The sequence below is a fragment of the Amycolatopsis sp. PS_44_ISF1 genome (assembly GCF_032335455.1).
Classification (GTDB): domain Bacteria; phylum Actinomycetota; class Actinomycetes; order Mycobacteriales; family Pseudonocardiaceae; genus Amycolatopsis.
The window spans coordinates 1,608,939-1,634,017 of the sequence record NZ_JANUXO010000001.1 but is presented as its reverse complement, the minus strand read 5'-3'; the positions used below and the strand labels follow the sequence as shown (position 1 = coordinate 1,634,017).

The window sequence follows — 25,079 nt, the reverse complement described above, 5'->3', positions numbered from 1 at the left end:
AGACCCCGGCTGCTTGTCGCCACTCTGTTCCCTTCTGAACACGTCTGCGCGGTTGCCGGGGCAAACGCCGACAAAACCGGACAAGATAGGGGTTCTCCCTGACCAGGGTGGTCACGCCGGGCCTCCCGGACCGCCTGGCTGCCCCTTTGTCCGCCGAGGTCTGCCTGCCCGGACTCGACCGGGCCGGCCGGGGCCGGGCGATAGAGTGCCAGTCGTGATCGAGCAGCTCAGCATCCCGACCGAAGCCGGCGTCTTCGACGCGATCGCCGCCGGGCCCGAGGACGGCCGCCCCGTTCTGCTCCTGCACGGCTTCCCCGAGGCGGCCGTCGAGTGGGAGCACCAGGTGGCCACCCTCGGCGTGCTCGGCTACCGCGCGGTGGCCCCCGACCAGCGGGGCTACTCGCCGTCGGTCCGCCCGGAGCAGCCGGCCGAGTACGGCATCACCACCCTGGTCGAGGACGTGGTCGCGATGGCCGACCGGTTGGGGTGGCGCGAGTTCGACCTCGTCGGCCACGACTGGGGCGGCGCCGTCGCGTGGTGGGCGGCCGACGCGCACCCGGAGCGCCTGCGCAGCCTCACCGTCGTCTCCACCCCGCACCCGGCGGCGCTCGCGGCGGCGATGAAGACCGACGAGGACCAGCACCTGCGCTCGGGTTACCTGACCGAATGGCGCCAGACCCGCGTCACCGAGCAGCGCATGCTGGCCGACGGGGCCCGGGCCCTGCGGGACGTCTTCGACCGCCGCGTCCCGCCGAGCAAGATCGACGAGTACGTGCAGCGGTTGTCCGAGCCGGGTGCGCTCACCGCCGCGCTCAACTGGTACCGGGCCGGGAGGCCGGGCGGGAAGATCGGCGAGATCTCCGTGCCGACCATGTACGTCTGGTCCACCGAAGACGTGGCTTTCGGCTCGGTGGCGGCATTCGGCACGGAGAAGTGGGTGGCCGGTCCGTACCGGTTCGAGATGCTCGAGGACGTTTCGCACTGGGTGGCGGAGGAGGCCCCGGAGGCCCTCACCACCCTGATCGTCGAGCACCTCTCGGCGCTCTAGTCCACTATGTACGTCCAATTTGCTGTGTACACTGTGGACATTCACGCCGGATGGTCACGCACAGTTCCCGGTCGGCCCCCGGAGAGGGGAAACCGCGGCCACCCGCATCGCGGTACCGCCGCCCGTCCGCTCTGGTGTTCAGTTTCGGGGTGGACACCATGACCGAAACCGAGTCCGAACGCGTCGTCTTCGTCACCGAGGACGGCGTGCCCACCGGCGAAACCGGGCCGAAGCTCGCGAGCCACCACGCCGACACCCGGCTGCACCTCGCGTTCTCCTGCTACGTGCTGCGCCGATCCGACCAGGCCCTGCTGATCACGCAGCGGGCGCTCGACAAGAAGGTGTGGCCGGGGGTCTGGACCAACAGCGTGTGCGGGCACCCGGCGCCGGGCGAGGCGCTGGAAGACGCCGTGCGGCGGCGGGCGGCCTACGAGATCGGGCTCTCCGAGCTCGCGGACCTGCGCTGCGTGCTGCCGTCCTACCGCTACCGGACCCCGCCGTTCGAGGGGATCGTGGAGAACGAGTTCTGCCCGGTGTTCGTCGCCTGGGCCGACCGCGATCCGGAGCCCAACCCGGCCGAAGTCGGCGGCTGGCGCTGGATTTCCTGGGCCGACTACGCACAGTTGCTGCAAGATCCTGGGGCTGGTGTGAGTTACTGGGCCCAGGACCAGTACGCGCAGCTCCAGGCCGAGGAACCGTTCTCGTCGCTGGGACCGCAGAACTTCGGTGCGTGATCACCTCGTTCCGGCGTCGTCCACTTGAGCGATATTCGCCTTCGCCCGTACCGATACCTCAAGCGACCGCTCCTGTAGGTCGACAACCATGAGGTGGCGGAGGTGGGTGTGGCGGCCGAGGACGAGCTCCAGGCGTGGCCCACGGTGGTCCCGCCGGACCTGCTGACCCTGCACGAATCCATCGCCGGGATGTTCGCCACCCAGGGGGAGTGGCAGCGCGCCTACCAGCACCTGCGCTCCGCGCTGGACATCGCCCGGGCCGGCAGTCTGCGGGACACCCTGACCTCCAGCTACAACCGGCGCTACCTCGACCAGCGGCTGCCGGGACTGCCCTCCGGCCGCGGGCTCGCGCTGGCGCTGATCGACCTGGACCGGTTCAAGCACGTCAACGACACGTACGGTCACCTGCTGGGCGACCGGGTCCTGTGCCGCGTCGCGGACCTGCTCCAGGAGGACCTGCCGCCGGACGGCTTCTGCGCGCGCTACGGCGGCGAGGAGTTCGCGCTCGTGCTGCCGGGCATCGATGCGCCCAGCGCGATCCGCCTGGTCGAAGCGACCCGCGTGCGCGTCGCGCGTCACCCCTGGTCAGAACTCCAGCCCGGGCTGCGGGTCACCATAAGCGTGGGGGTGGCGTATGCGTCCGCCGATCAGGAGGCGGTCCAGCGGCAGCTCGTGCGCGCGGACAACCTGCTCTACGCGGCCAAGCGCGCCGGACGCAATCGGATCGCCTATCACGACCGTGGGACGGCTCGAGTAATTACCCACTCTGAGTAACGTAAAGCCGGGGTCACTTCCGTTCACCGAACGCCAGCTTCACCTGTTCGTCCGCTTCAGCCCGGGCCAGATAGACGCATGGTGAAGAAAATCGCGGGAGGGTGTCGTCACGAACGCTGGGTATCCGTACGATAACGAAAGCCCGCCGAGGTGCGACATGTCCGGGGAGGGCGCGTACTGGAGCCGGCGTCGCCCAGTACGGGAACCGCTTGACCAGTGCTGAAGTGCGAAAGGAGACCGAGTGCCCGACGAGCACCACACCCACGGCACCGGTCGCCACTCGGACGGCGGTACCCCCTCCCGCCCCGGCCGGCGCCGCTCGATGGACACCCACGGCGGCATCAGCGTGTCCGACGTGGTCGCCCGGCACACCGGCGAACGTCCGATCTTCGAAACCGGCCCGGACACCGAAGCCCCCGACACCGAAGCCGGGTCCGGCCCCCGCTCGGGCGAGACGGTCGGCGGTCACGCACCCCCCGAGCCGACGACCCGCCGCCCGAGCCGAACGGCGCCGAACGGCGCAATCAACGGCCACCGGTACACCGATCTCCCGGAGAGGACTTCGGGGCGCCGCTCCAGCCGGCCGGACCCGAACGGCGCAACCAACGGCCACCGAGCGGCCGACGCCGCCCACCTCCCGGTCGCACCCGACCTGCCGGCCGCCACCAACGGCCACCACCTCAGCGCGGCGGACTCCGGCGCTCATCCGGCCGGCGAGCGATCCGGACGCCGCGCCCGACCGCGGAACACGGGCAGCCACCAGGCCGAGCCGACCGGGCCCCGCTCCGTTCCGGCGGAGCGGTCCGGACGTCGCGGTGCTCACGCAGAGGAACCGGGACACTCGCCCGTTCACGCGGACGAGCAGCCCTACTCCACCGACCGCGCGGAAGCACCCGCCCGACGAACCCGCCCGGCACCGATCCAGCCGGTGGCCGAGGTCCCACCCCGCCCCCCACGCCCCCGCCGCTCGACCTCGGCTTCGCCGGTTCCGGGCCCTCCGCCGCAACGACACACCTCGACCGCCCCGGCGAGCCCGGGTTCGGCCGGTCCTGGTTCAGCGGGTCTGAGCTCAGCCGGTCCAGGCCCAGCAGGCCCAGGCTTGGCCGGTCCAGGCTTGGCCGGTCCGGGCCCAGCAGGCCCAGGCTCGGCCGGCCCAGGCCCAGCAGGTCCAGGCTCGACCGGTCCAGGCCCAGTCGGTCCGGGCGCAGCAGGTCTTGGCTCAGCGGGTCCAAGCTCGGCCGGTCCGGGCTTAGCAGGTCTGGGCCTAGCCGGTCCAGGCTTGGCCGGGGCGGGCCCAGCAGGTCCAGGTTCGGCAGCACCCGGCTCATCCGGTCCGGGCTTAGCGGGCCCAGGCGCAGCCGGTCCGGGCTCAGCAGCACCGGGTCCGGTGGGCGCACGCCCCGGCCGTCGCCGGGCGTTGCCGGATTCGCCGGGACCGGTCCAGTCCACCGGCGCCCACGCGACCCCGGACCCCGGCGGCTCGCCCGCCGCCCTGGACCGGACCACCACCGGCTCGGCTTCCACGGACCGCGGCGACCAGCCGGACCGCTCCGGACTCGGCCCTCTCAACGGCTCGCCCGGACGTCCCCGAACCGGTGCCACCGTCGGCGGACCACCCCCGGCCCCGAACGGCCACCCCGCCGCCGACCGCCCCCGCAAACCCCGAAACGGCGCCCCCGAGGCGCTGAACGGAGCCCCGCCCGCTGACCGCGCCGACCGCGCTGTCCTCGGTTCCCACGGCGCACCTCCGGCCGGACGCGGTCGGCCCAGTCCTCAGGGGACACCGGCCGAGCGCGCCGCGGGTGACCGTCCGCGCCCGGGGACCGGTGACCGGGCGATGGAGCGGGGCCCGGGCCAGACCGGTGAGCGGACGGTGCTCGCCCCGGCCGCCGGTGGTCCGGACCCGTCCCCCGGCCGGCCCGAGCCCGGCGCCGGGGCGAACGGTGAGCGCACCCAGCTCACCCCCGGCCCCCCCGGGAAACCGCTCGAACGCAACGGCAGTCCCGCCGAACGCCCCGGTCCCCGCGGCAAGCCCGCCGAGCACACCCAGGTCACCCCCGCGGTCGAGCGTCCGGTCACAGGCGGCGCCCCGGCCGACCGCACCCAGCTCACCCCCGCGGTCGAGCGTCCGGTCACCGGCGGCGCCCCGGCCGACCGCACCCAGCTCACCCCGGCCGTCACACCCGCCGACCCGGCCGAGCACACCCAGGTCACCCCCGCGGTCGGTGCCGAAGCCCCGGCCGACGGCCGGCCCCGGACTCGGCGGGCGCCGGCGCGGCCGGCGAAGGGGGTGCCGCCGCGGTCCGAAATGGACCCGCTCACCATGACCGACGAGATGGAGGTCATCGACGAGGCGACGCAGTCGCGGCGGAAGATCGACCACACGCTCGCCCGGTTCTCCGCCGCTCACGACGAGATGGCGGCGGAGGAGGCGAAGCGGCGCGAGCGGCGGGAACGGCTGACCTCGCGGCCGGTGGCGCTGCTGGAGCAGACGCGGACCGCGTTGCAACGCGTGGTCACGACCGGCGACCGGCCCGAAGAGGACGAGGCCGAGCAAGCGCCGCAGACCCGGTTGCAGGAGAAGAAGCAGCGCCACAACGATCGGACGGCGCGCATCGGGCGGATCGCGCTGATCGTGCTGTCCGTGCTGGTGTTCGTCGGCACCGGGGCGGCCTGGGGTGCGATCAACTGGTTCGACGCCAAGTTCACCCAGGTCTCCGCGCTCGACGAGAACTCCTCGGACATCCAGAACGCCGCCGCGCAGGCCAACGACGAGAACTTCCTGATGGTCGGCTCCGACAGCCGCGACGGCGCGTCGTCCGAGGAGAACGTCGGCAGCGCCGACGGCGTGCCCGGCGCGCGGTCCGACACGGTCATGGTCGCGCACGTGCCCGCCGACCGGAAGCGCGTGGTCGTCGTCTCCTTCCCGCGCGACCTCGAAATCGACCGCCCGGACTGCAACCGCTGGGACCCGGCCAAATCCGCCACCACCGACGAAGTGGTGAAGGAGCAGAAGATCGCGAAGCTGAACACCGCGTTCGGCGTCGGCGGCCCGCAGTGCATGACCAAGGTGATCCAGAAGCTCACCGGGCTGCGGATCAACCACTTCATCGGCATCGACTTCAACGGGTTCAAGGCCATGGTCGACGCGGTGCACGGCGTCACCGTGCACAACGAGAAGCCGATCGACGACACGACGCTCGGGAAGGTCCTGCTGGAGACCGGCGACGTCACCATCTCCGGCGACCAGGCGCTGAGCTACGTGCGCGCCCGCCACGTCATCGGCGACCCGACCTCGGACTACGGCCGGATCAAGCGCCAGCAGCAGTTCATCGGCGCGCTGCTCAAGAAGGTGATGTCCTCCGACGTGGTGCTGGACCCGGGAAAGCTGTCCAGCTTCATCACCGCGTTCGCGGGCGCCACCTTCGGCGACAACCTCGGGGTGCAGCAGATGATGACGCTCGCGCAGTCGATGCGCGGCCTCGATCCGTCGAAGATCAACTTCCTGACCGCGCCCACCGTGGGCATCGCGAACAAGCGTGGCAACGAGGTGCTCCTCAAGAGCCAGAACGACGCGTTGTTCGCCGCGCTGCGCGACAACACCGCGCTGCCCGGCGAAAAGACCGCCGCCGCGCCCCCTTCGGCCGCCTCGAACGCCGGTGCACCGCAGTCCGCTTCGAACCAGGCCGGCAACTCCGGCTGACCTGCGAATTCGTTAGGCCGGGTTCACTTCGGGTTCACCCGGCGATGCGGTGTTCGAACCGCGCGCGCCGTAGGGTTGAGCCCATGCGTGAGGCCTACCATGTCGAACTCGACCAGCTCGCCGTCAACCTGGCGGCCATGTCGGTGCAGGTCGCCGATGCGATGGAGCGTGCGACCAGGGCGTTGCTCGAGGTCGACCTCGGGCTCGCCGAGCAGGTGATCAGCGACGACCAGAAGGTCGACGACGCGCGCGCCGAATGCGAGGAGCAGGCGTACGCGCTGCTCGCCCTCCAGGCCCCCGTCGCCACCGATCTGCGGACCGTGCTGGCCGCCATCCACGCCGCGGAAAGCCTGGAGCGGATGGGCGATCTGGCCCTGCACGTCGCCAAGGCCGCGCGGCGCCGCCACCCGGAGCCGGTGCTGCCGGACGCGGTGAAGCCGGACTTCGCCGAGATGGGCCGCGTCGCGGTCAAGCTGGCGCGCCAGGCCGAGGTGGTCATCAAGACCAAGGACGTGGACGCGGCCAAGGACCTCGAGGCCGAGGACGACCAGGTCGACGACATCCACCGCCACCTGTTCACGGTGCTGATGGACCGCGAGTGGCCGCACGGCGTCGCCGCCGCGGTGGACGTCACCCTGCTGGGCCGCTTCTACGAGCGTTACGCCGACCACGCGGTCTCCGTGGCCAAGCGGATGATCTTCGTGGTCACCGGCCGGATGCCGGGCTACGGCACGGACGAGGACCTGAACCTCTGAGCCGGGGCCGGACGAGGGCCGGCTGAACGAGGGCCGCCGGGAGAGCACCTTCCCCGGCGGCCCTCGTTCGTGTTCCCCCGGCCGAGACCGCACAACGGCTCCTCCGTCCACGAAGGACAGAGGAGCCGTTGCGCCACCGGTGCCGGGGGCTCAGCCGAAGCGGCCCGAGATGTAGTCCTCGGTCGCCTTCTGGTCAGGGTTGGAGAAGATCTTCTCCGTCTCGTTCAGCTCGATCAGCCGGCCGGGCTGGCCGACGCCGGCCAGGTTGAAGAACGCCGTCTGGTCCGAGACCCGGGCGGCCTGCTGCATGTTGTGCGTCACGATGACGATCGTGAACTCCTTCTTCAGCTCGCTGATCAGGTCCTCGATCGCGAGCGTGGAGATGGGGTCGAGCGCGGAACAGGGCTCGTCCATCAGGAGCACGTCGGGCTGCACCGCGATGGCGCGGGCGATGCAGAGCCGCTGCTGCTGGCCGCCGGAGAGGCCGCCGCCCGGCTTGGCCAGCCGGTCCTTGACCTCGTTCCACAGGTTGGCCCCGCGCAGCGCGCGCTCGGCGATCTCGTCGAGCTGCTTGCGGTTCTTGGTGCCGCCCAGGCGCAGTCCGGCCACCACGTTGTCCTTGATGGACATCGTGGGGAACGGGTTGGGCCGCTGGAACACCATGCCGATCGTGCGGCGGACCGAGACCGGGTCCACAGTGGACGAGTAGATGTCCTCGCCGTCGAGCAGCACCTGACCGTCCACCCGCGCACCCGGGATGACCTCGTGCATCCGGTTCAGCGTGCGCAGCACGGTCGACTTGCCGCAGCCGGACGGCCCGATGAACGCGGTGACGTTGCGCGGCGGCACCTGGAGGGTGACGCCGTCCACGGCGTGGAACTTGCCGTAGTAGATGTCTACGTCCTTGACGTCGATTCGCTTGGCCATGACTCACTTCTTCTTCGGGGCGACGATGCGGGAGATCAGGGTGGCGAGCAGGTTGATCACGGCGATGATCAGCACCAGGGTCAGGGCCGCGCCCCAGATCCGGTCGAAGCCGACGCTGCCGGGGTCCATCGAGTTCGTGACGCGCTCGTTGTTCATCACCAGCGGCAGGGCGGCCTGCTCGCCGCTGAAGATGTTCCAGTGCACGAAGGACGAGTAGCCCACCAGCACCAGCAGCGGCGCGGTCTCGCCCATCACGCGGGCCAGGGCCATCATGATGCCGCCGATGATGCCGGACATCGCCGTCGGCAGCACGATCTTCACGATCGTCTTCCACTTCGGCACGCCCAGCGCGTAGGAGGCTTCACGCAGGTCGTCGGGCACGATCCGGAGCATCTCCTCCGAGGACCGCACGACCACCGGGATCATCAGCAGCACCAACGCCAGCGAAACCGCGAAACCGCTGCGCGGCAGACCCAGCGTGGTGATCCACAGCGCGTAGATGAACAGCGCGGCCACGATGGACGGAACGCCGGAGAGGATGTCCACCATGAACGTGGTGGCCTTGGCGAGCTTCCCGCGGCCGTACTCGACCAGGTAGATCGCGACCAGCATGCCGATCGGCACGGCGATCACCGCGCACACCAGGCCCTGCAGCAGCGTGCCGATGATGGCGTGCAGCACGCCCCCGCCGACCTCGTCGCTCAGCACGGCGCCGAAGTCCTGGGTCCACCAGTTCGAGTAGGGGATCCGCTTCACGCCGTTCGCGATCACCGTGTAGAGCACCCAGACCAGCGGCACCACGGCGACCAGGAACGACAGCCAGACCAGCACGGTGGCGAGGGTGTTCTTCGCCTTGCGGGCCAGGCTGACCTGCTGGAAGGCCGGCGCGGTGGCGGGGCGTTCGAGCGTCGTGGACATGCTCAGTCCCCCTTCTTGCCGATGATGGACCGGGCGGCGAAGTTGACCAGGAAGGTCAGCACGAACAGCACCAGCCCGGCCGCGATGTACGCGCCGGCCGAGGTCGCGTTGTTGAATTCGCTGTAGTTGGCGGCGATCTTCGAGGCGAAGGTCGCGCCGCCGTCGAACACGCTCCAGTCGAAGTTCCGGCCGACCGGGATCAGCAGGATCACGGCGAGGGCGATCGTCTCGCCGAGCGCCCGGCCGAGGCCCAGCATCGACGCGCCGATGTACCCCGCCTTGCCGAAGGGCAGCACCGTGGTGCGGATGACCTCCCAGCGCGTGGCGCCGAGCGCCAGCGCGCCCTCGATGTGCGTGGTCGGCGTGCGCTCGAAGATCTCGCGCGAGAGCGAGGTGATGATCGGCAGGATCATCACGGCGAGCACGATGCCCGCGGTGAAGATGGTGCCGCGCACGCTGGGCGCGACGTTGCCGGGCGCGAAGATCGGGATCCACGAGAACGTGTCGTTCACCCACTGCGCGAACGGCTCGATCGCGGGCGCGAACACGAGGATGCCCCACAGGCCGAAGATGATCGACGGGACCGCCGCGAGCAGGTCGATGACGTAGGCGAACGGGCGGGCCAGCCGCTTCGGCGCGTACTGGGTGAGGAACAGCGCGATGCCCAGCGAAACCGGCATCGCGATCACCAGCGCGACCAGCGAGGTCGCGACGGTCACCTCGAGCAGGTCGAGGATGCCGAACGCCATGTTCGCCGGATCGTTGGTGGACCACCCGTGGTTGAACAGGAAGTTCACCTTGTCCGCCCGCAGCGCCGGAATGGCCTGCACGATCAGGAAGATCCCGATCAGGGCGATCAGGGCGACGATGAACAGGCCGGCCCCGGTGGTCAGGTTCTGGAAGATGCGGTCACCGGCCCGCACCTTCTTCGGCTGGTTGCTCGCGGGCGGCGACTCGGGCGCCGGCGCGGCTGGTGTGTCCGAAATCGGATCCTCCGGGAACGCTCGGGCGGACGACGAACGCCCACCGGGGTCGCCGGTGGGCGTTCGCGTCGAGGGTGACTCGCTCATCGAGGTGGTTGCTTATCCAGTCGGTCTTGACTCTTCTTCCAGCGGGCGTGCGGTCAGGAAATCGCCTTGACGGCGGTCAGCACCTTGTCCTGCAGGCTCTGCGGGATCGGCACGTAGCCCTTGCTGGACAGCTGCTGCTGGCCGGAGGTCGCGGCGGTGTTCAGGAACGCCTTGACGGCCTTCGAGGTGTCCGGGCTCGCGTACTTCGAGCAGACGATCTCGTAGGTGGTCAGCAGCAGCGGGTACGCACCCGGGGTGTTGCTGGCGTAGATGCCGTTGAGGTCCAGCGCGAGGTCGTTCGAGCCCTCGTGCAGGAACTTGGCCGTGTCGAGCGACTTGGCCACGTTCTGCGCGCTCAGCTCGACGCCGCCGGAGCCGCTGTCGATCAGGGCCGGGGTGATGCCGTCCTTGGCGAACGCGCCCTCGACGTAGGTGATCGCGCCGTCGGCGGCCTTGACCGCGCCCGCGACCCCGTTGGAGCCCGCGGCGCCGTTGCCGACACCGCCGTTGAACTTCTTGCCCGCGCCCTGGGTCCAGACGCCCTTGGCGGCCGCGCCGAGGTACTTCTGGAAGTTGTCGGTGGTGCCCGACTCGTCCGAGCGGGAGACGACCTGGATCGGCTTGTCCGGCAGCGAGACGGCCTCGTTGCCCTTGACCGCCTTGATGGCCGGGTCGTTCCACTTCTTGATGCCGCCGTTGAAGATCTTCGCGATCACGGTCGGGGTCAGGGTCAGCTTGTCGACGCCCTGGAGCTTGTAGCCGACCGCGATCGGACCGACCACCATCGGGATGTTCCACGCCGGGGAAGCGCAGCGCTTGGTCGCGGCTTCGAGGTCGGCGCCGGTGATCGGCGAGTCCGAGCCGCCGAAGTCGACCTGGTTGGCGTTGAACTGCTTGACCCCCGCGCCGGAGCCGCTGGCGGTGTAGTTCACCTGCTGGCCGCTGCACTGCTTGCCGTAGGCCAGGGTGAACACGTCGATGGCGTTCTTCTGCGCCGTCGAGCCCTCGCCCGAGAGCGGGTTCTTGCCCCCGCAGTCGACCTGCGCGGTGCCGGAGGCGGCCGGCGCGGCCGACGAGCCGGCGCTGCTGTTGCTCGCCGCGGGGTCGGAGCCACAGGCGGCGAGCAGGAGCGCACTCGCCGCGACGCCCACGGCGCCCAAGGGCCGCATGATCTTCACTGCATTTCCTCCACTGGCTTTCTCAAGTCGAGAAGAGACCTTCGCCGGATGACACGCTTTCGCGCCGTGCCGGATCCGGACATTAGGCAGCCACGGTGGACGGTCCCCCTTGTCCAGTTGAACGCGAGGTGAACAAGGGCCCGGTTGTGAGGAGGGCGACTACTCCGAACGGGGGTCGTGTCCCCGTCGTGACCAGCCGGTGCGCAAAACGTAACACAGCGTGGGATCAAGAGTCCACGGTGATCACTCACCGTACTGAACGTCGGTCTCGAAACGGGTAAACCCCAGCTTGCCGTAGACCGCCAGTGCCGGAGCGTTGTCCCCTTCGACGTAAAGGATCACTTGGCGCAAGCCCTTCGCCCGTAGATGACGGAGTCCGGCGAGGGTCAGGGCCCGGCCCAGGCCGCCACCCTGCGTAGCCGGGTTAACTCCGACGACGTAAACCTCGCCGACCGCCTCGCCACCGAAGCGGCCGGGCACCGGTTCGTGCACCTTCGTCCAGTGGAAACCGACGACTTCGCCGCCGGCGTCCTGCGCGAGGAAGAAGCCCTCCGGGTCGAACCAGCCCTGTCGTTCCTCTTCGAGCAGGTCCTCGACCGTCAGCGCCCCCTGCTCGGGATGCCAGTCGAATGCACTCGCGTTGACCGCGATCATCGCGGCCTCGTCCTGGCCCGGCACGAAGGTGCGCAGCCGGACGCCGTCTCGCAGCACGGGTTCCGGCCAGTCGGCCCCTTCGACGTCGACGTGCAGGATCAACAGCTCGCGCCGCCGTTCGAGGCCGAGCTTCGCGGCGAGGGCGGCCGCACCGGGGTGGTCGCCGTGGGACCAGACGCGGTAACCCGCGGAAGCCCGCTTGGCCAGCGCGCGCGCCAAGGCCGTGCCGACGCCCTGCCGCCGGTGCTCCGGGTGCACCACCAGCTCCGCGACCTGGCGGCCGTGGGAATCGCCGTCGAGATCGAGGTGGAGGTAACCCCGCGGCGCGTCCGATCCGGCGGCGAGCAGGTGCAGCCCGCCGCCGAACTCGCGCGGCAACGGGCCGGACCCGGACACCTCGGGCCGCCCGTCTACCGCCTTGGCGGCGAGCAGGATCGCGCGGATCGCTTCGACGTCGGGTTCGCTCGTCCAGTCAGCCGGCTCCATGCGGTCCAGCCTAGTGGGGGCTCGTGCGGGCCCGGGCCGGTCGGAACCGCCGGGCGCACCCACGAGCCCCGGTGGTCAGCGAGTCGAAAGCTCCGGCGCCTCGACCGGCGCCACCACGGGCCCGGCCGAAGGCGGCGGCTTGACCGCGGGACCGCCACCGGACTTCGCCGGGCGCTCGAACTTGTAGCCGACGTTGCGCACGGTGCCGATCATCTGCTCGTGCTCGGGGCCGAGCTTCGCGCGCAGCCGCCGCACGTGGACGTCCACCGTGCGCGTGCCGCCGAAGAAGTCGTAACCCCAGACCTCCTGGAGTAGCTGGGCACGGGTGAAGACCCGGCCCGCGTGCTGCGCGAGGTACTTGAGCAGCTCGAACTCCTTGTACGTGAGTTCGAGCGTGCGGCGGCGCAGCCGCGCGGTGTAGGTGGCCTCGTCGATCACCAGCTCGCCCACGCGCAGTTCGGCGTCCACCTGGGCGGAGCTGCCGTCGCGGGTGGTGACCAGGCGCAGCCGCGCGTCCACCTCGGCCGGGCCGGCGGTGGGCAGGAGGATGTCGTCGGTGCGCCATTCGGCGCTCACCGCGACCAGGCCGCCCTCGCCGACCACCGCGACGATCGGGGTGGTCGCCTCGTCCTCGCCGGCCCCCTTGAGCAGCCGGCAAAGGCTCTTCGCGGACGCGAGGTCACTGCGCGCGTCGAGCAGGATGACGTCGCGGTGCCCGGCGTCGAGCAGCGCGGTCACCTCGGGGGCCCGAACGCGTACGGTGTGGGGGAGCAAGTCCAGCGCGGGCAGTACCGAGGTGGGGTCGGCTTCCGCAGTCAGTACGAGAAGGTCCAGGCTCATGAGCCGCACCGCCTTCACAAATCGTCGCCTCGAACAGGGCTTCGGTCGGTGCTAAGTGAGAATAGCGGGTGCGCACCCCCGGTACCTAGTGCGTGCTGGATCGATCACACCTGGGCAAACACCCGGCCCCGACCGACAGGAGAACCGAAGCGATGGTGAGCAGGCCCGTGACGCGGGACGACCGACCGGCCCCGCGGCCGGACCACCGGACGCGCGGACGGCGGATCCGCCGCTGGGTGATCGTGCTCGGAGTGATCGCGATCGTGCTGGTCGGGGCCGATTTCGGCGCGGCCGCCTTCGCCGAGCACACGATCTCCCAGAAGGCCCGCGACCAGCTCGGCCTGACCGACGACCCCTCGGTGCAGATCCACGGCTTCCCGTTCCTCACCCAGGCCCTCGCCGGTGACTACAGTCACATCAGCGTCTCGGCCGACGGGGTTCCGGTCGGCGAAGACCTCCGCGACCTCGGCGTGAGCGCGGAGCTGGAGGACGTCACCGCCCCGCTCTCCGACCTCGTCGCCGGTCGAATGGCCGCGGTCGAGGTCGGCAAGCTGACCGGCGCCGTGACGATCAAGGCCAGCGACATCGCGCACATCTCGCCGCTGGACAAGGTGCAGAACCTCAAGATCGACCAGTCCACCGTGGCCTACGTCAAGTACGGCGACACCGACCAGGGCAAGCAGCCCGACCCGACGACGAACAACGCCAACGGCGAGCCGCAGGACGGCAACACGGCCGGCATCCGGCTGTCCGGCAACGTCCAGATCGCCGGGCAGAAGGTGGAGCTGTTCTGCTTCGCGCTGATCGAGCTGCAGGCCAAGACCATCACCATCGTGCCCAACCGGCTGCAGTTCGGGAACGACCACGAGACCACCATCGTCCCGGCCTCGGTGCAGAAGGTCCTGCTGCCGAACTTCAGCGCGAAGATCGACACCTCGCGCCTGCCGCTGTCGGTGACCCCGACCGCGGTGCACGTGAACAGCGGCTCGGTGACCATCAAGGGCGAGGCCGACGACGTGAAGTTCTCGGACCTGAAGACGAACAAGGGGTGAGCCGCCGGTGATCGGAGCCTGGGTGCTGCTGGGGACGCTGGTGCTCGCCGCCGCCGTCGGACTGCTGCTGAAGTCGCGCGACGGCCGCATCCGGGTTCCCACCGGTGCCGGTGCTCCGGCGGGGGCGGGAGTCCGGACCGGGGCTCTCGCCGACGAGGCCGGCCGGTCCGTCCCCGCCCGCGCCCTGCCCGCTCCGGTCGCCGGGGCGCTCGACCCGGCGTCCGCCGTGACGCTGGTCCAGATCTCCACCACGTTCTGCGCCCCGTGCCGCCACACCCGCGCGATCCTGTCCGCGCTGGCCGGGAAGACCGAAGGGCTGCACCACGTGGACCTCGACGTCACCGAGCAGCCCGAGGTGGCTCAGGCGCTGTCGGTGCTCCGCACGCCGACCACGCTGGCCCTGACCCCGGACGGCCGCGAACTGCTGCGGGTCGGCGGGGTGCCGAAGGGCGCCGAGCTGCTGACGGCGCTGGAGCCGCACCTGCCCGGGACCGCCGCGCGCCGAGGCGATCCCGGCCCCCGAAGCTGACCTGCGCCCACCGCAGCTCACCGCGTTGATTCCCAGCCGCCGAGACCTGTCCCAAGGGATGAAACCAGTTCCCACCCCCAGGGAGCATCGGTACCCTCGGCGGCGTGGACGAGCTGCCCATCACCCTCCTGACGCAGCGCCGCGCAGTGGACCTGTGCCGCGTGCGCAGCAGCTTGTGTCCGCGTTCTCCCGGTCGGCGCTGAAGCCCGTCTCGCGCCCAGGCCCCAGCTCGAGGTAAGCCCCCGCGGCGTGGTGTTCGCCCGCCTCGGGCACCAGCCGCAGCAGGAGGAACCATGTCCGCCGGAGAAGCCGTCGACCCGCGTGGGCCGCGGTTCGCCGCGATCGTGACCACGGTGGTGCTCGCCGTCGTGCTGCTCACGCAGTGGTGGCCGTTGCTGGCCGCGCAGACCGTGGTGTTCGCGATCGGTGCGTTCATCGGCTTGCGGCCGGCGCCGTACTCGATCCTCTACCGGGCCTTCGTGGCGCCGCGGCTCGGCCCGGCCAGTGCACGCGAGGACGCGGCGCCGCTGCGGTTCGCGCAGACCGTGGGGTTCGTGTTCGCCCTCGTCGGCACGATCGGCTTCGCCGCCGGGGTGGCACCGCTGGCCATCGTGGCGACGGCGTTCGCGCTGTTCGCCGCCTTCCTCAACGCGGCGTTCGACTTCTGCCTCGGTTGCGAGATGTTCCTGCTGTTCAAACGGTTCGGCCCCAGCCCGCGCGCATCCTGAACCACCCACCCCAGAAAGAGAGTTCGCTCCATGAGCCGTGAAGACGTCCTGGTCACCACCCAGTGGGCCGAGGAGAACCTGGACACCCCCGGTGTGGTGTTCGCCGAGGTCGACGAGGACACGACCGCCTACGACGCCGGGCACATCCGCGGCGCGGTGAAGCTTGACTGGCGCAACGACCTGCAGGACAAGGTGCGCCGCGACTTCGTGGGCAAGGAGGACTTCGAGAAGCTGCTCGCCGGGAAGGGCATCTCGAACAACGACCGCGTGATCCTCTACGGCGGCAACAACAACTGGTTCGCCGCGTACGCGTACTGGTACTTCAAGCTCTACGGCCACCAGAACGTGCAGCTGCTCGACGGGGGCCGCAAGAAGTGGGAGCTCGACGGTCGTGAGCTGAACGCCGACGAGGTCAAGCGCGAGGCCGCCGACTACCGGGCGCAGGACCCGGACACCTCGATCCGCGCGTTCCGCGACGAGGTGGTGCAGTCGATCGGCGCGAAGAACTACGTGGACGTGCGCTCGCCCGACGAGTTCGCCGGCAAGCTGCTCGCCCCGGCCCACCTCCCGCAGGAGGTCGCGCAGGTTCCGGGCCACATCCCGGGTGCGTTGAACGTGCCGTGGGCCAAGGTGGCGAACGAGGACGGCACCTTCAAGTCCGAAGAAGAGATCAAGGAGCTGTACGCCGACGCGGGCATCGACGAGTCGAAGGCCACCATCGCCTACTGCCGGATCGGCGAGCGCTCGTCCATCGCGTGGTTCGCGCTGCACGAACTGCTCGGCTACCGCGACGTGAAGAACTACGACGGTTCGTGGACCGAATACGGCTCGCTGGTCGGCGTGCCGGTCGAGTTGGGAGCGAAGTGATGGGGGCCACCCCGGACGACGGCTGCGGCGCCCCTGCGCAGGAGGCCACCCCCGCCGACTTCGACACCTCGGGACAGGTCGTGCTGGCCGGCAAGGTGACCGGCGACGCGGGGCCGGTCGGCGGCGCGTTCGTCCGCCTGCTCGACGGTGGCGGCGACTTCACCGGCGAGGTCGTCTCCTCGGCCGACGGTGACTTCCGCTTCTACGCGGCACCGGGCCACTGGACCGTTCGCGCCCTGCACCGCACCGGCAACGGCGAAGCCACCGTCACCGCGGAGGGCCCCGGCCTGCACCGGCTGGCGATCTCGGTCGCCTGACGCTCTTCCGGCCGCACCCGTGAAGACCTCCTGACCCGCGTTCACCCGCGGCGAAGGAGGTCTTCACGCGTTTCGGCCACCGCCCGACCCCGTGACCCGGCGCGACGCTGCCGCGGTGACCGTCCTCACCGCGGCGACCCTGCGCAGGGCCGGATCAGCGGGGCCGGACTATTCTGCTTCGCGTGGAGACCCTGTTTACGATCCTGCTGGCCCTCGCGGCCGTCGCCATCGTGTGGTTCGCCTGCTACGTCGTCTACCGGCTGTACGCCGACCAGCGATGACTTCCAGCGGGGACGAGGCCATCGCGGCCGCCGAGGAGCGGGCCGCGAGCACCCGCACGCGCAATCTGCCGGTCTGGGACGACCTGCCGATCCCGAACGACACGGCGAACCTGCGTGAGGGCCCGGACCTCAACGAGGCCTGCCTCGCGCTGCTGCCGCTCGTCGGGGTGTGGCGGGGCGAGGGCGAGATCGACTACCCGACGATCGAGGACGGCCCGCGCAAGTTCGCGCAGCAGCTCACGGTCGCGCACGACGGGCGGCCGTTCCTCTACCACGAAGCCCGCTCCTGGCTGCTGAACGAGGACGGCTCGATCCTCCGCCCGGCCGCCCGCGAGACCGGCTTCTGGCGCCCGCAGGCCGACGACACCCTCGAACTGCTGCTCACGCACAGCTCCGGGGTGGTCGAGCTGTACTACGGCAAGCCGCTGAACCAGACGTCCTGGGAGCTGGGCACCGACGCGGTCATCCGCACGGCCACCGCGAAGGACGTCACCGGCGCGAAGCGGCTGTACGGCCTGATCAACGGCGACCTCGGCTACGTCGAAGAGCGCGCGATGGTGGGCCACGAGCTGCAACCGCACGCTTCGGCGTTGTTGCACCGCGTCGCCGGCTGAGCGACCGAGCGGCTGAGGACGGCGACGCCGTGCACTGGCGGCGGTACGGCGAGCAGGCCGCCCTGCTCGACTGCGATTCGCTCGACCAGATGAGCGCCGCGCGCGCCACGGTCGAGGCCGCCGCGGTCCCGGGCCTGATCGAGCTGGTGCCGGGGGCGCGGAGCCTGCTGGTGGTGGCCGAGCCGGCCGTGCTCGACCGGGTGCGCGCACTGCTCGACCGGGCCGACCTGGCCCGTCCGCCGGCCGGCTCACCGCGCGAGGTGACGCTCGACGTGCAGTACGACGGCGAGGACCTGGCCATGGTCGCGCACGCGGCCGGACTGTCCGAACAGGACGTTGTCGGACTCCACACCGGCACCGTCTACGCGGTCGCGTTCACCGGTTTCGCGCCCGGCTTCGGTTACCTGACCGGGCTGCCCGAAGCACTGCGGCAGCCGCGCCTGGAGTCCCCCCGCACCCGGGTGCCGGCCGGCGCGGTGGGGATCGCCGGCGAGTTCACCGGCGTCTACCCGCGTGCGTCGCCCGGCGGCTGGCGGCTGCTCGGGCGCACTTCGGCGACGCTGTTCGACCCGGCCGCGGACCCGCCGGCCCTGCTCGCGCCCGGTGACCACGTCCGGTTCCGGAGCGTGTGATGCGAGCGCTCGAAGTGCTCACCACGGGCGCGCTCGCCCTGGTCCAGGACCTCGGCCGCCCCGGGTACGCGCACCTGGGCGTCCCGCCTTCGGGCGCACTGGACGTCGGCGCGCTGCGGCTGGCGAACCGGCTCGCCGGCAACCCCGAGGAGGCCGCCGGGATCGAAGCCCTGCTGGGCGGGCTGTCGGTGCGCGCGACCGCATCGTGCACGGTGGCGGTGACCGGGCCGGTGGTCGAGGTGAGCGTGGACGGGCGCGACGCCGGGTCCCACGCCGCCGTCGCGCTGCGCGCCGGCCAGACGCTGGAAATCGGCACGCCGGTCCGGGGACTGCGGTGCTACCTGGCGGTCTCCGGCGGCATCGCCGTGGCGCCGGAGCTGGGCAGCCGATCGCGTGACGTGCTGTCCGGGATCGGCCCGGAGCCGCTCACGCCCGGCGCGAAGGTCCCGCTCGGACCGGTGACCGGCGTGCCGGCGGGAGCCGACGTGGTCTTCGCGCCGCCCGCACCGGATCGGCTGATCGCCGGGGTCACCCTCGGTCCGAGGGACGACTGGCTGGCCGGTGCCGGGGCCGGGCTGGACCGGTGGTGGACGGTGACCGCGGATTCCAACCGCGTCGGCCTGCGGCTCGACGGGCCGCCGCTGCGCCGCTCGCGTCCGGGCGAGCTGGCCAGCGAAGGGATCGTGACCGGCGCGGTCCAGGTCCCGCCGAACGGCCGGCCCGTGGTGTTCCTCGCCGATCACCCGACCACGGGCGGTTATCCCGTGGTCGCGGTGGTGAGACGCGAATCGCTTGACGCCCTCGCGCAGGCCCGGCCCGGAACCCAGGTGCGACTCCACCCGGCCTGACCACCGTGGAACCGCCGACGGTCATCGGCGGCAAGAGCTTCCTGGCGCCGGACGCCGGATGACCCAGCCGGACGCCGGGGCTTAGCGCCACCCAGTCCTGGGCACCGCCCGGGCGGCCGTTTCGATCGAGCGGACCGGCCGAGCCCGGTGCTCCGGCGAAAGCTCAGTACTCCGACTCGTAGATCTCGACCAGCTCGCGGTGCAGGGCGGCCGAATCCGGCAGCGGTGCGCCGTCGAGGGTGTGCACGCGGGTGACCAGCCGGACCGAGGAGGCGAGGAACACCCCGTCGGCCGTGGTCAGGTCGGCCGCCTCCAGCGGCTCGACCTTCACCGTCCAGCCGGCCTTCTCGGCCCCGCGGAACAGCGCGTGCTGCGTGGTGCCGGGCAGGATGCCGACCGACGAGGGCGGGGTGTACAGCGTGCGGCCCTTCGCGATGACCACTGTGGAAGTCGGCCCCTCCAGCACCGAGCCGTCCGCGGCGGTGAAGATCACATCGTCGGCGCCGCGGCGGCCGGCCTCGCGCAGGGCCGCCATGTTCACCGCGTACGACACCGTCTTCGCACCCAGCAGCAGCCACGGGGCGCGCTCGGCGACGTCGGGGGCGAAGCCGCGCTCCAGCAGCACGGCGGCCACGCCCTCGGCGCGGGCGCGCTGGACCTTCTCGTCGATCTCCAGGCCCACCGCGAACGCGGTCGGCCCACCGGCCGGATCGCCGTCGATTCCCCTGGTGTACACCAGTTTCAGGGCGATCTCCCGGCCGCCGGTCCAGTGGTCGATCACCGCGCGCGCCGCACGCTCGAACCCTTCGAGGTCCGGTTCCGGCAGCTCCAGCATGGCGGCCGAGCGGGCCAGGCGGTCGAGGTGCGGACGCAGCTCACGCGGCTTCTCCCCGGTCACGAGGATGGTCTCGAACACCCCGTCGCCGCGCAGCAGCCCGAGATCGTCCACCCGGAGGTGGGCGGCTTCGGGGTCGGCCAGTTTTCCGTCGAGGAAGGCGAGAACGCGCATGAGCACACCGTAGTACCCGGCAGTGAGTACCCGGGAGTGCCCGCACCGGCACGCCGGGTGAGACCGCTGAGCGCGCTGCGAGGTGGCGAAGCGGAGCTAGTCTGGTGCTCATGCCGTATCGCTCGCCGTTGCTGGAAGCCCCCCGCGCGATCGCCCCGCCCGAAGGACACCCGGAATCGGGTGTGCCGTGGCACTGGGGGGATCCGTTCGCCGAGCAACGCACCGCCGCGCGCAGCGTGGTCGTGATCGACCGTTCGCACCGCGAGGTGCTGGCCGTGACCGGTGCGGACCGGCTGTCCTGGCTGCACCTGGTGATCTCCCAGCACGTGACCGGGCTCGCCGAGGGCACCGGCACCGAGGCGCTGGTGCTGGACAGCCAGGGCCACATCGACACCCACTTCGTGCTGGCGCACCTCGACGGCACCGTCTGGATCGACAGCGACCCGGAGCCGGTCGCGACCAGTGCGCTGCCCAAGGGCGGCCAGCAGACGCTGCTCGAGTACTTCGAGGCGATGAAGTTCTGGTCGAAAGTGGAAATCCGCGACGCCACAACGGAACTGGCACTGCTGACCGTGCTCGGCCCGGACGCCGAGCGGGTGCTGGCCGCGGCCGGCGCCGAGGTCGGGCCCGCGCCGTACACCGTGGCCGCCTTGCCCGGCGGCGGTTTCGCCCGCCGGATGCCGTGGCCGACCCGGTCCAGTGTGGACCTCGCGGTGCCGCGCGGGCAGCTCGCGGACTGGTGGCGGTGGCTCACCGACGCGGGCGCGCGCCCGGCCGGGAGCTGGGCCTTCGACGCGCTGCGGGTGGAGTCGCTGCGCCCGAGGCTGGGCACGGACACCGACGAGCGTTCGATCCCGCACGAGCTGGGCTGGGTCGGCTCCGCCGCGCACGTGGCGAAGGGCTGCTACCGCGGCCAGGAGACGGTCTCGAAGGTGCACAACGTCGGCCGCCCGCCGCGCTACCTCGCGCTGCTGCACCTAGACGGCTCCCCGGAGATCACCCCCGAGACCGGTGACCCGGTGCGGCTGGGCGAGCGGGTGGTCGGTCGGGTCGGCAGTGTGGTGCAGCACCACGAGCTGGGGCCGATCGCGCTGGCGCTGGTGAAGCGCTCCACCCCGGCGGGGGCGGAGCTGCTGGCCGGTGCCCGTGACGAGGAAGCCGGCATCGACCGGGTGGTCCAGGCCACCGTCGACCCCGATTCGGTACCCGGCGAGCACGCCGCCCCCGGTCGAGAGGCCGCTTCGCGGCTTCGGGGCTGAAGTGAACTCGACGGTAGCGTCGGCGGGGAATGTAGAGCAGGATGTGCCCGTGATCGAAGTTCGTCCCGGCGGGCGAAGGCGGATCGACCGCGTCCTCGCCCCGGGATACCTCACCGGCCTCGGCGACCTGCCGCTTCCGGTGCTGCGCGAACGCCGGGACGAGGCCGCGCAGGAGGAAACCGACCTGTCCTACCTGCGGCGGCTGCTGCACGCCCGGATCGACATCGTGCGCGCCGAGCAGCAGCGCCGGTCCTCCGGCGGTGAGCGCAGCATCGTCGACCAGCTGGCCAGCATCCTGGCCGACAACGCCATCGGCCCGGCCATGGGCTCCGGCCGCCACCAGGGGCTCGAACCGTCACGCGCGGGCGAGCACCGGCGGCACGCCGAGGCCCTGATCGGCGACACCGACCTGACCGACGTCGGCTCGCTGTCCGAGAGCAAGCTCGCCGCCGCGCTGGACACCTACGCCGCGGAGGAGACGTCCGTGTCGACGTTCCGCCGGCAGGTGCAGGGTGTGATGGACGCGCTCAACGCCGAGATCGCCGCCCGCTACCAGCGCGGCGCGGCGACGGTCGACGAACTGCTCGACTCGGAGCGCGGCCGGTCCGACCCCGGTACCGAGGGCCCCCCGCGGTGACCAACCCGGTCCTGGTCGAGGTGGTCCGTTCCGGTTTCACGGAGAGCGCGCACCGCGGCGCCGTGGTGGTCACCGCGCCGGACGGCTCGGTGGTGCTGGCCACCGGCGACGTCACCAGCCCGATCTTCCCCCGTTCGGCGAACAAGCCGCTGCAGGCCGCCGGGATGCTCCACTCCGGACTGTCCTACGAGGGCGCCGACCTGGCTCTGGCCTGCGGCTCCCACTCCGGCGAGCCCGGCCACACCGAGCGCGTCGCGGCGATGCTGGCGGCCGTGGGCCTGGACGAGACCGCGCTGGCCTGCCCGCCCCAGTACGCGCTGGACGAGGCGTCGATGCGCGCGGCGGCCGGCCCGCTGCGGATCACCATGAACTGCTCCGGCAAGCACGCGGCCATGCTCGCCACCTGCGTGGCGGCGGGCTGGCCGGCCGACGGCTACGTGGACCCGGCGCACCCGCTGCAGCAGGCGCTCGCGGACACCGTGGTCTCGCTCACCGGCGAGCCGATCGCCGCCACCGGCGTCGACGGTTGCGGCGCCCCGCTGTTCGCCTTCTCCCTGACCGGGCTGGCGCGCTCGTTCGGCCGCCTGGTGCAGGCCGAGCCGGGTTCGCCCGAGCGGCGGGTGGCCGACGCGATGCGCGTCCACCCGTGGCTGGTCGCCGGCACCGACCGGGAAGACACCGAGCTGATGAAAGCCGGACCCGGCCTGCTGTCGAAGGTGGGGGCCGAGGGGGTCTGGGCCGTGGCGCTGCCGGACGGGACCGCGCTGGCGCTGAAGCTGGACGACGGGAACCAGCGCGGCCGTGGCCCGGTGGGCGTGGCCGTGCTGCGCCACCTCGGCGTCGACGTCTCCGAGCTGGCTGAGCTGTCCGCGCCCGCCGTGCTGGGCGGCGGCGAGCCGGTCGGCCGGCTGCGGGTCAGTTGGAGCGCTCCCTAGCCGCCAGGCCGCCCCAGAACTCGCGGAGCTCGGAGAACAGCTCGGCCAGCTCCTCGACGTTGCCGGTGCGCAGCGCGTCCACGATGTCGTGCACCTCTTCGGCCGTGGTGTCGGCCTCCATGATCGAATCGGCGAACAGCTGGACCAAGCCGCCGTAGTCGAGTTCGACGACCGAGGACGGGTTGAAGCTCTCCAGCCACTGGCGGGTCTGCGAGAGCACCCGAGCCGGTCCGGACTCGCCGAAGGCGGCCTCGATCAGCTCGCCCGCTTCCGCCGCCCGCGTGAGGGCGTCGGACATGGACGTGCGCCAGGACAGCTCGCGCACCGGGTCGTCCGGACCGTCGCCGAGGACCAGCCGCCGCTCGTCCGGGTCCACCAGCACGAACCACGGCAGCGGCACCGTCCACGTGGTGGTCAGGGTGTGCGCGGCCACGGTGGTCAGGTCGGCCATCGCGGCCTTGGTGCGGGACCGGGCCCGATCGGCGGAGACCCCGCCGGCGTCGAGCACCGCGCTCTTCAACGCCGGGTGCGCGTCGCCGAGGAAGGTCACCAGCGCGGCGGCCGAGCGGGCGCGCAGTTCGAGCGGGCAGACGAACGGGCCCTCCACCGGGTGCCCGGACGGCACTTCGGCCGCGTCGAGCACCAGGACGTCGTCGAGCAGGCTGGGCGCGGGGCGGCCGTCGGACAGCTCAGCGGGCAGCAGCCGCACGGGCGCGGCCACCTGTGACTTGAGCCACATGCGCTGCTCCCGTTCGCCGATGGCGGACCGGCGCAGCTTCGCCGCGGCGACCGCGGCGCGCAGCCGGTCGTCCGGCGGGTCACCCAAGGCGAGCAGGGGTTCGTACACCCGCAGATAGGCCACGAAGGGACGGAGCACGAGTGCATCGTGGCACGCCCACCTGCGCGGATCGCCATCGACAGGCCGGTAACCGGCGTCCGGCGGACACTGTCGCCACCGGCACACCGTGCCACGTCGCATCGACCCCCCGGGACACGGTACGGTGTGACCAGGAAAGAACTGTCGAGACGATGCGGGGCCGCCGATTCCCCCGGCCGCCCCGCCCCTGTGCGAGGGGGTCGAGCCATGGGGCGCGGCCGGGCTAAGGCCAAGCAGACGAAGGTGGCGCGCGAGCTCAAGTACAGCTCCCACGACACCGATTTCGATGCTTTGCAGCGCGAGCTGTCGAGTAGTTCCTCGGAGAACAGCCACGAGGACGACACACGGTACGAGGACCCGTACGACGACGGGTACGACGAATACCGTCGTTGAGCAGGCGTGACGCGCGAGGGTGGTTCCGGGTGCGAACCCGGGCCCGCCCTCGCGCGTCGCGTGCTGCCCATTTTTCGTACTCACGAAGGTGTGAAGGAGCGAACCGGTGAGCGACATCCAGCGGGTGGGCGTGGTGGGTGCTGGCCTGATGGGGTCCGGGATCGCCGAGGTGCACGCGAGGTGCGGCCTGGACGTGATCGTCACGGAGGTGAGCCGGCCCGCGCTGGACGCCGGCCGGGCTCGCATCGAGAAGTCGCTGCAACGCGGGGTGAAGAACGGCAAGCTCTCGACCGAGGACGCCGAAGCGGCGCTCGGCCGGCTGCGGTTCAGCACCGAGATCGACGAGTTCGCCGACCGCGACCTGGTGATCGAGGCGATCCTCGAACAGGAGCAGGCCAAGGTCGAGGTCTTCCGCCGGCTGGACAAGATCGTCGAGCGCGAGGACGCGCTGTTCGCGTCCAACACCTCGTCCATCCCGATCATGAAGCTCGGCATGGCCACGGCCCGCCCGCAGCAGGTGGTCGGAATCCACTTCTTCAACCCCGTGCCCGTGCTGCCGCTGGTGGAGCTGGTGCCCTCACTGCTGACCAGTGAAGGGACCGCGCGCCGGGCCGAGGAGCACGCCACCGAGGCGTTGAGCAAGACCGTGATCCGGTCGCAGGACCGCGCCGGGTTCATCGTGAACTCGCTGCTGGTGCCGTACCTGCTGTCCGCGATCCGCATGATCGAGTCCGGCTTCGCCTCGGCCGAGGACATCGACCGCGGCATGGAGCTGGGCACCGCGCACCCGATGGGCCCGCTGCGGCTGTCCGACCTGATCGGGCTGGACACGATCAAGGCCATCGCGGACTCGATGTACGCGGAGTTCAAGGAGCCGCTGTACTCCTCGCCGCCGCTGCTGCTGCGCATGGTCGACGCGGGCCTGCTGGGCAAGAAGACCGGCCGCGGGTTCTACTCGTACTCCTGAGAACTTCCGCCGCCCCCAGCCCCCGGTCGGCGACCGTGACCCGTGGC

26 protein-coding genes are annotated in these 25,079 nt (G+C 71.4%); 18 read left to right on the top strand and 8 right to left on the bottom strand.

Annotated elements, in window-relative coordinates; genetic code table 11:
- Positions 1-214: 214 nt before the first annotated feature.
- The 5 genes from NYF13_RS07435 to phoU all read left to right on the top strand — a co-directional run bounded on the left by NYF13_RS07435 (position 215) and on the right by phoU (position 7,014).
- Positions 215-1,048 carry an alpha/beta hydrolase gene (locus NYF13_RS07435; protein WP_315655174.1) on the top strand — a complete coding sequence of 278 codons (834 nt, stop codon included), beginning with the start codon at positions 215-217 and terminating at the stop codon, positions 1,046-1,048.
- A 149-nt stretch (positions 1,049-1,197) separates the two neighbouring features.
- Positions 1,198-1,782 (top strand): isopentenyl-diphosphate Delta-isomerase, encoded by a 585-nt coding sequence (idi, locus tag NYF13_RS07430; protein WP_315655172.1) that lies wholly within the window; start codon positions 1,198-1,200, stop codon positions 1,780-1,782.
- Between the two features lie 93 nt (positions 1,783-1,875).
- The gene (locus NYF13_RS07425; protein WP_315655169.1) at positions 1,876-2,556 is read left to right on the top strand and encodes a GGDEF domain-containing protein; all 681 of its coding nucleotides are present in this window, start codon (positions 1,876-1,878) and stop codon (positions 2,554-2,556) included.
- A gap of 1,837 nt (positions 2,557-4,393) precedes the next feature.
- Positions 4,394-6,259: an LCP family protein gene (locus NYF13_RS07420; protein ID WP_315655166.1), complete on the top strand. Its 1,866-nt coding sequence runs from the start codon at positions 4,394-4,396 to the stop codon at positions 6,257-6,259.
- Positions 6,260-6,342: 83 nt separating this feature from the next.
- On the top strand, positions 6,343-7,014 hold the full coding sequence (gene phoU, locus NYF13_RS07415) for a phosphate signaling complex protein PhoU (protein ID WP_315655163.1): 672 nt from the start codon (positions 6,343-6,345) through the stop codon (positions 7,012-7,014).
- A 150-nt stretch (positions 7,015-7,164) separates the two neighbouring features.
- On the opposite strand, the gene pstB is transcribed toward phoU, so the two are convergent.
- From pstB to NYF13_RS07385, 6 genes are all read right to left on the bottom strand, one after another.
- Positions 7,165-7,941 carry a phosphate ABC transporter ATP-binding protein PstB gene (pstB, locus tag NYF13_RS07410; protein WP_315655161.1) on the bottom strand — a complete coding sequence of 259 codons (777 nt, stop codon included), beginning with the start codon at positions 7,939-7,941 and terminating at the stop codon, positions 7,165-7,167.
- Between the two features lie 3 nt (positions 7,942-7,944).
- Positions 7,945-8,859 carry a phosphate ABC transporter permease PstA gene (pstA, locus tag NYF13_RS07405; RefSeq protein WP_315655158.1) on the bottom strand — a complete coding sequence of 305 codons (915 nt, stop codon included), beginning with the start codon at positions 8,857-8,859 and terminating at the stop codon, positions 7,945-7,947.
- 2 nt (positions 8,860-8,861) lie between these two features.
- A complete protein-coding gene (gene pstC / locus NYF13_RS07400; protein ID WP_315657251.1) occupies positions 8,862-9,782 on the bottom strand; it encodes a phosphate ABC transporter permease subunit PstC in 921 nt (306 codons plus the stop codon).
- A gap of 200 nt (positions 9,783-9,982) precedes the next feature.
- Positions 9,983-11,107 (bottom strand): phosphate ABC transporter substrate-binding protein PstS, encoded by a 1,125-nt coding sequence (gene pstS, locus NYF13_RS07395; protein ID WP_315655156.1) that lies wholly within the window; start codon positions 11,105-11,107, stop codon positions 9,983-9,985.
- Positions 11,108-11,350: 243 nt separating this feature from the next.
- Positions 11,351-12,247, bottom strand: coding sequence for a mycothiol synthase (mshD, locus tag NYF13_RS07390; protein WP_315655154.1), 897 nt, complete (start codon positions 12,245-12,247; stop codon positions 11,351-11,353).
- A 75-nt stretch (positions 12,248-12,322) separates the two neighbouring features.
- On the bottom strand, positions 12,323-13,087 hold the full coding sequence (locus NYF13_RS07385) for a response regulator transcription factor (protein ID WP_315655152.1): 765 nt from the start codon (positions 13,085-13,087) through the stop codon (positions 12,323-12,325).
- A 152-nt stretch (positions 13,088-13,239) separates the two neighbouring features.
- Between NYF13_RS07385 and NYF13_RS07380 the strand changes: the two genes are divergently transcribed.
- The 8 genes from NYF13_RS07380 to NYF13_RS07345 all read left to right on the top strand — a co-directional run bounded on the left by NYF13_RS07380 (position 13,240) and on the right by NYF13_RS07345 (position 18,955).
- Entirely contained in the window at positions 13,240-14,139 is a 900-nt protein-coding gene (locus tag NYF13_RS07380) for a DUF2993 domain-containing protein (RefSeq protein ID WP_315655150.1), read from the top strand.
- A gap of 7 nt (positions 14,140-14,146) precedes the next feature.
- Positions 14,147-14,668: a thioredoxin family protein gene (locus tag NYF13_RS07375; RefSeq protein WP_315655148.1), complete on the top strand. Its 522-nt coding sequence runs from the start codon at positions 14,147-14,149 to the stop codon at positions 14,666-14,668.
- Between the two features lie 293 nt (positions 14,669-14,961).
- Positions 14,962-15,396, top strand: a complete 435-nt coding sequence (locus NYF13_RS07370; protein WP_315655146.1) for a DUF4395 domain-containing protein — start codon at positions 14,962-14,964, stop codon at positions 15,394-15,396.
- A gap of 30 nt (positions 15,397-15,426) precedes the next feature.
- Positions 15,427-16,263 (top strand): sulfurtransferase, encoded by an 837-nt coding sequence (locus tag NYF13_RS07365; protein WP_315655144.1) that lies wholly within the window; start codon positions 15,427-15,429, stop codon positions 16,261-16,263.
- A complete protein-coding gene (locus NYF13_RS07360; RefSeq protein WP_315655143.1) occupies positions 16,263-16,580 on the top strand; it encodes a DUF1416 domain-containing protein in 318 nt (105 codons plus the stop codon). Before NYF13_RS07365 ends, NYF13_RS07360 begins: the two co-directional genes overlap by 1 nt.
- Positions 16,581-16,857: 277 nt before the next feature.
- A complete protein-coding gene (locus NYF13_RS07355; RefSeq protein WP_315655141.1) occupies positions 16,858-17,475 on the top strand; it encodes an FABP family protein in 618 nt (205 codons plus the stop codon).
- A gap of 29 nt (positions 17,476-17,504) precedes the next feature.
- A complete protein-coding gene (pxpB, locus tag NYF13_RS07350) occupies positions 17,505-18,107 on the top strand; it encodes a 5-oxoprolinase subunit PxpB (RefSeq protein WP_315655139.1) in 603 nt (200 codons plus the stop codon).
- A complete protein-coding gene (locus NYF13_RS07345) occupies positions 18,107-18,955 on the top strand; it encodes a biotin-dependent carboxyltransferase family protein (protein ID WP_315655136.1) in 849 nt (282 codons plus the stop codon). Before pxpB ends, NYF13_RS07345 begins: the two co-directional genes overlap by 1 nt.
- A gap of 163 nt (positions 18,956-19,118) precedes the next feature.
- Here the strand turns inward: NYF13_RS07345 and NYF13_RS07340 are convergent, their stop codons facing one another.
- Positions 19,119-19,964: an aminodeoxychorismate lyase gene (locus tag NYF13_RS07340; RefSeq protein ID WP_315655134.1), complete on the bottom strand. Its 846-nt coding sequence runs from the start codon at positions 19,962-19,964 to the stop codon at positions 19,119-19,121.
- A 110-nt stretch (positions 19,965-20,074) separates the two neighbouring features.
- On the opposite strand from NYF13_RS07340, the gene NYF13_RS07335 reads away from it, so the two are divergent.
- The 3 genes from NYF13_RS07335 to NYF13_RS07325 are packed head-to-tail and all read left to right on the top strand — an operon-like array spanning position 20,075 to position 22,795.
- Positions 20,075-21,223 carry a folate-binding protein gene (locus NYF13_RS07335; protein ID WP_315655131.1) on the top strand — a complete coding sequence of 383 codons (1,149 nt, stop codon included), beginning with the start codon at positions 20,075-20,077 and terminating at the stop codon, positions 21,221-21,223.
- A 49-nt stretch (positions 21,224-21,272) separates the two neighbouring features.
- On the top strand, positions 21,273-21,860 hold the full coding sequence (locus NYF13_RS07330; RefSeq protein WP_315655128.1) for an aerial mycelium formation protein: 588 nt from the start codon (positions 21,273-21,275) through the stop codon (positions 21,858-21,860).
- Positions 21,857-22,795 (top strand): asparaginase, encoded by a 939-nt coding sequence (locus NYF13_RS07325; RefSeq protein WP_315655126.1) that lies wholly within the window; start codon positions 21,857-21,859, stop codon positions 22,793-22,795. Before NYF13_RS07330 ends, NYF13_RS07325 begins: the two co-directional genes overlap by 4 nt.
- On the opposite strand, the gene NYF13_RS07320 is transcribed toward NYF13_RS07325, so the two are convergent.
- Entirely contained in the window at positions 22,776-23,672 is an 897-nt protein-coding gene (locus tag NYF13_RS07320; protein ID WP_315655123.1) for a hypothetical protein, read from the bottom strand. The genes NYF13_RS07325 and NYF13_RS07320 overlap by 20 nt on opposite strands.
- Positions 23,673-23,879: 207 nt before the next feature.
- On the opposite strand from NYF13_RS07320, the gene NYF13_RS07315 reads away from it, so the two are divergent.
- Together NYF13_RS07315 and NYF13_RS07310 are read left to right on the top strand one after the other, a co-directional pair.
- Positions 23,880-24,065, top strand: a complete 186-nt coding sequence (locus NYF13_RS07315; RefSeq protein WP_315657250.1) for a DUF3073 domain-containing protein — start codon at positions 23,880-23,882, stop codon at positions 24,063-24,065.
- A gap of 106 nt (positions 24,066-24,171) precedes the next feature.
- Positions 24,172-25,032, top strand: coding sequence for a 3-hydroxybutyryl-CoA dehydrogenase (locus NYF13_RS07310; RefSeq protein WP_315655120.1), 861 nt, complete (start codon positions 24,172-24,174; stop codon positions 25,030-25,032).
- Positions 25,033-25,079 lie beyond the last annotated feature (47 nt).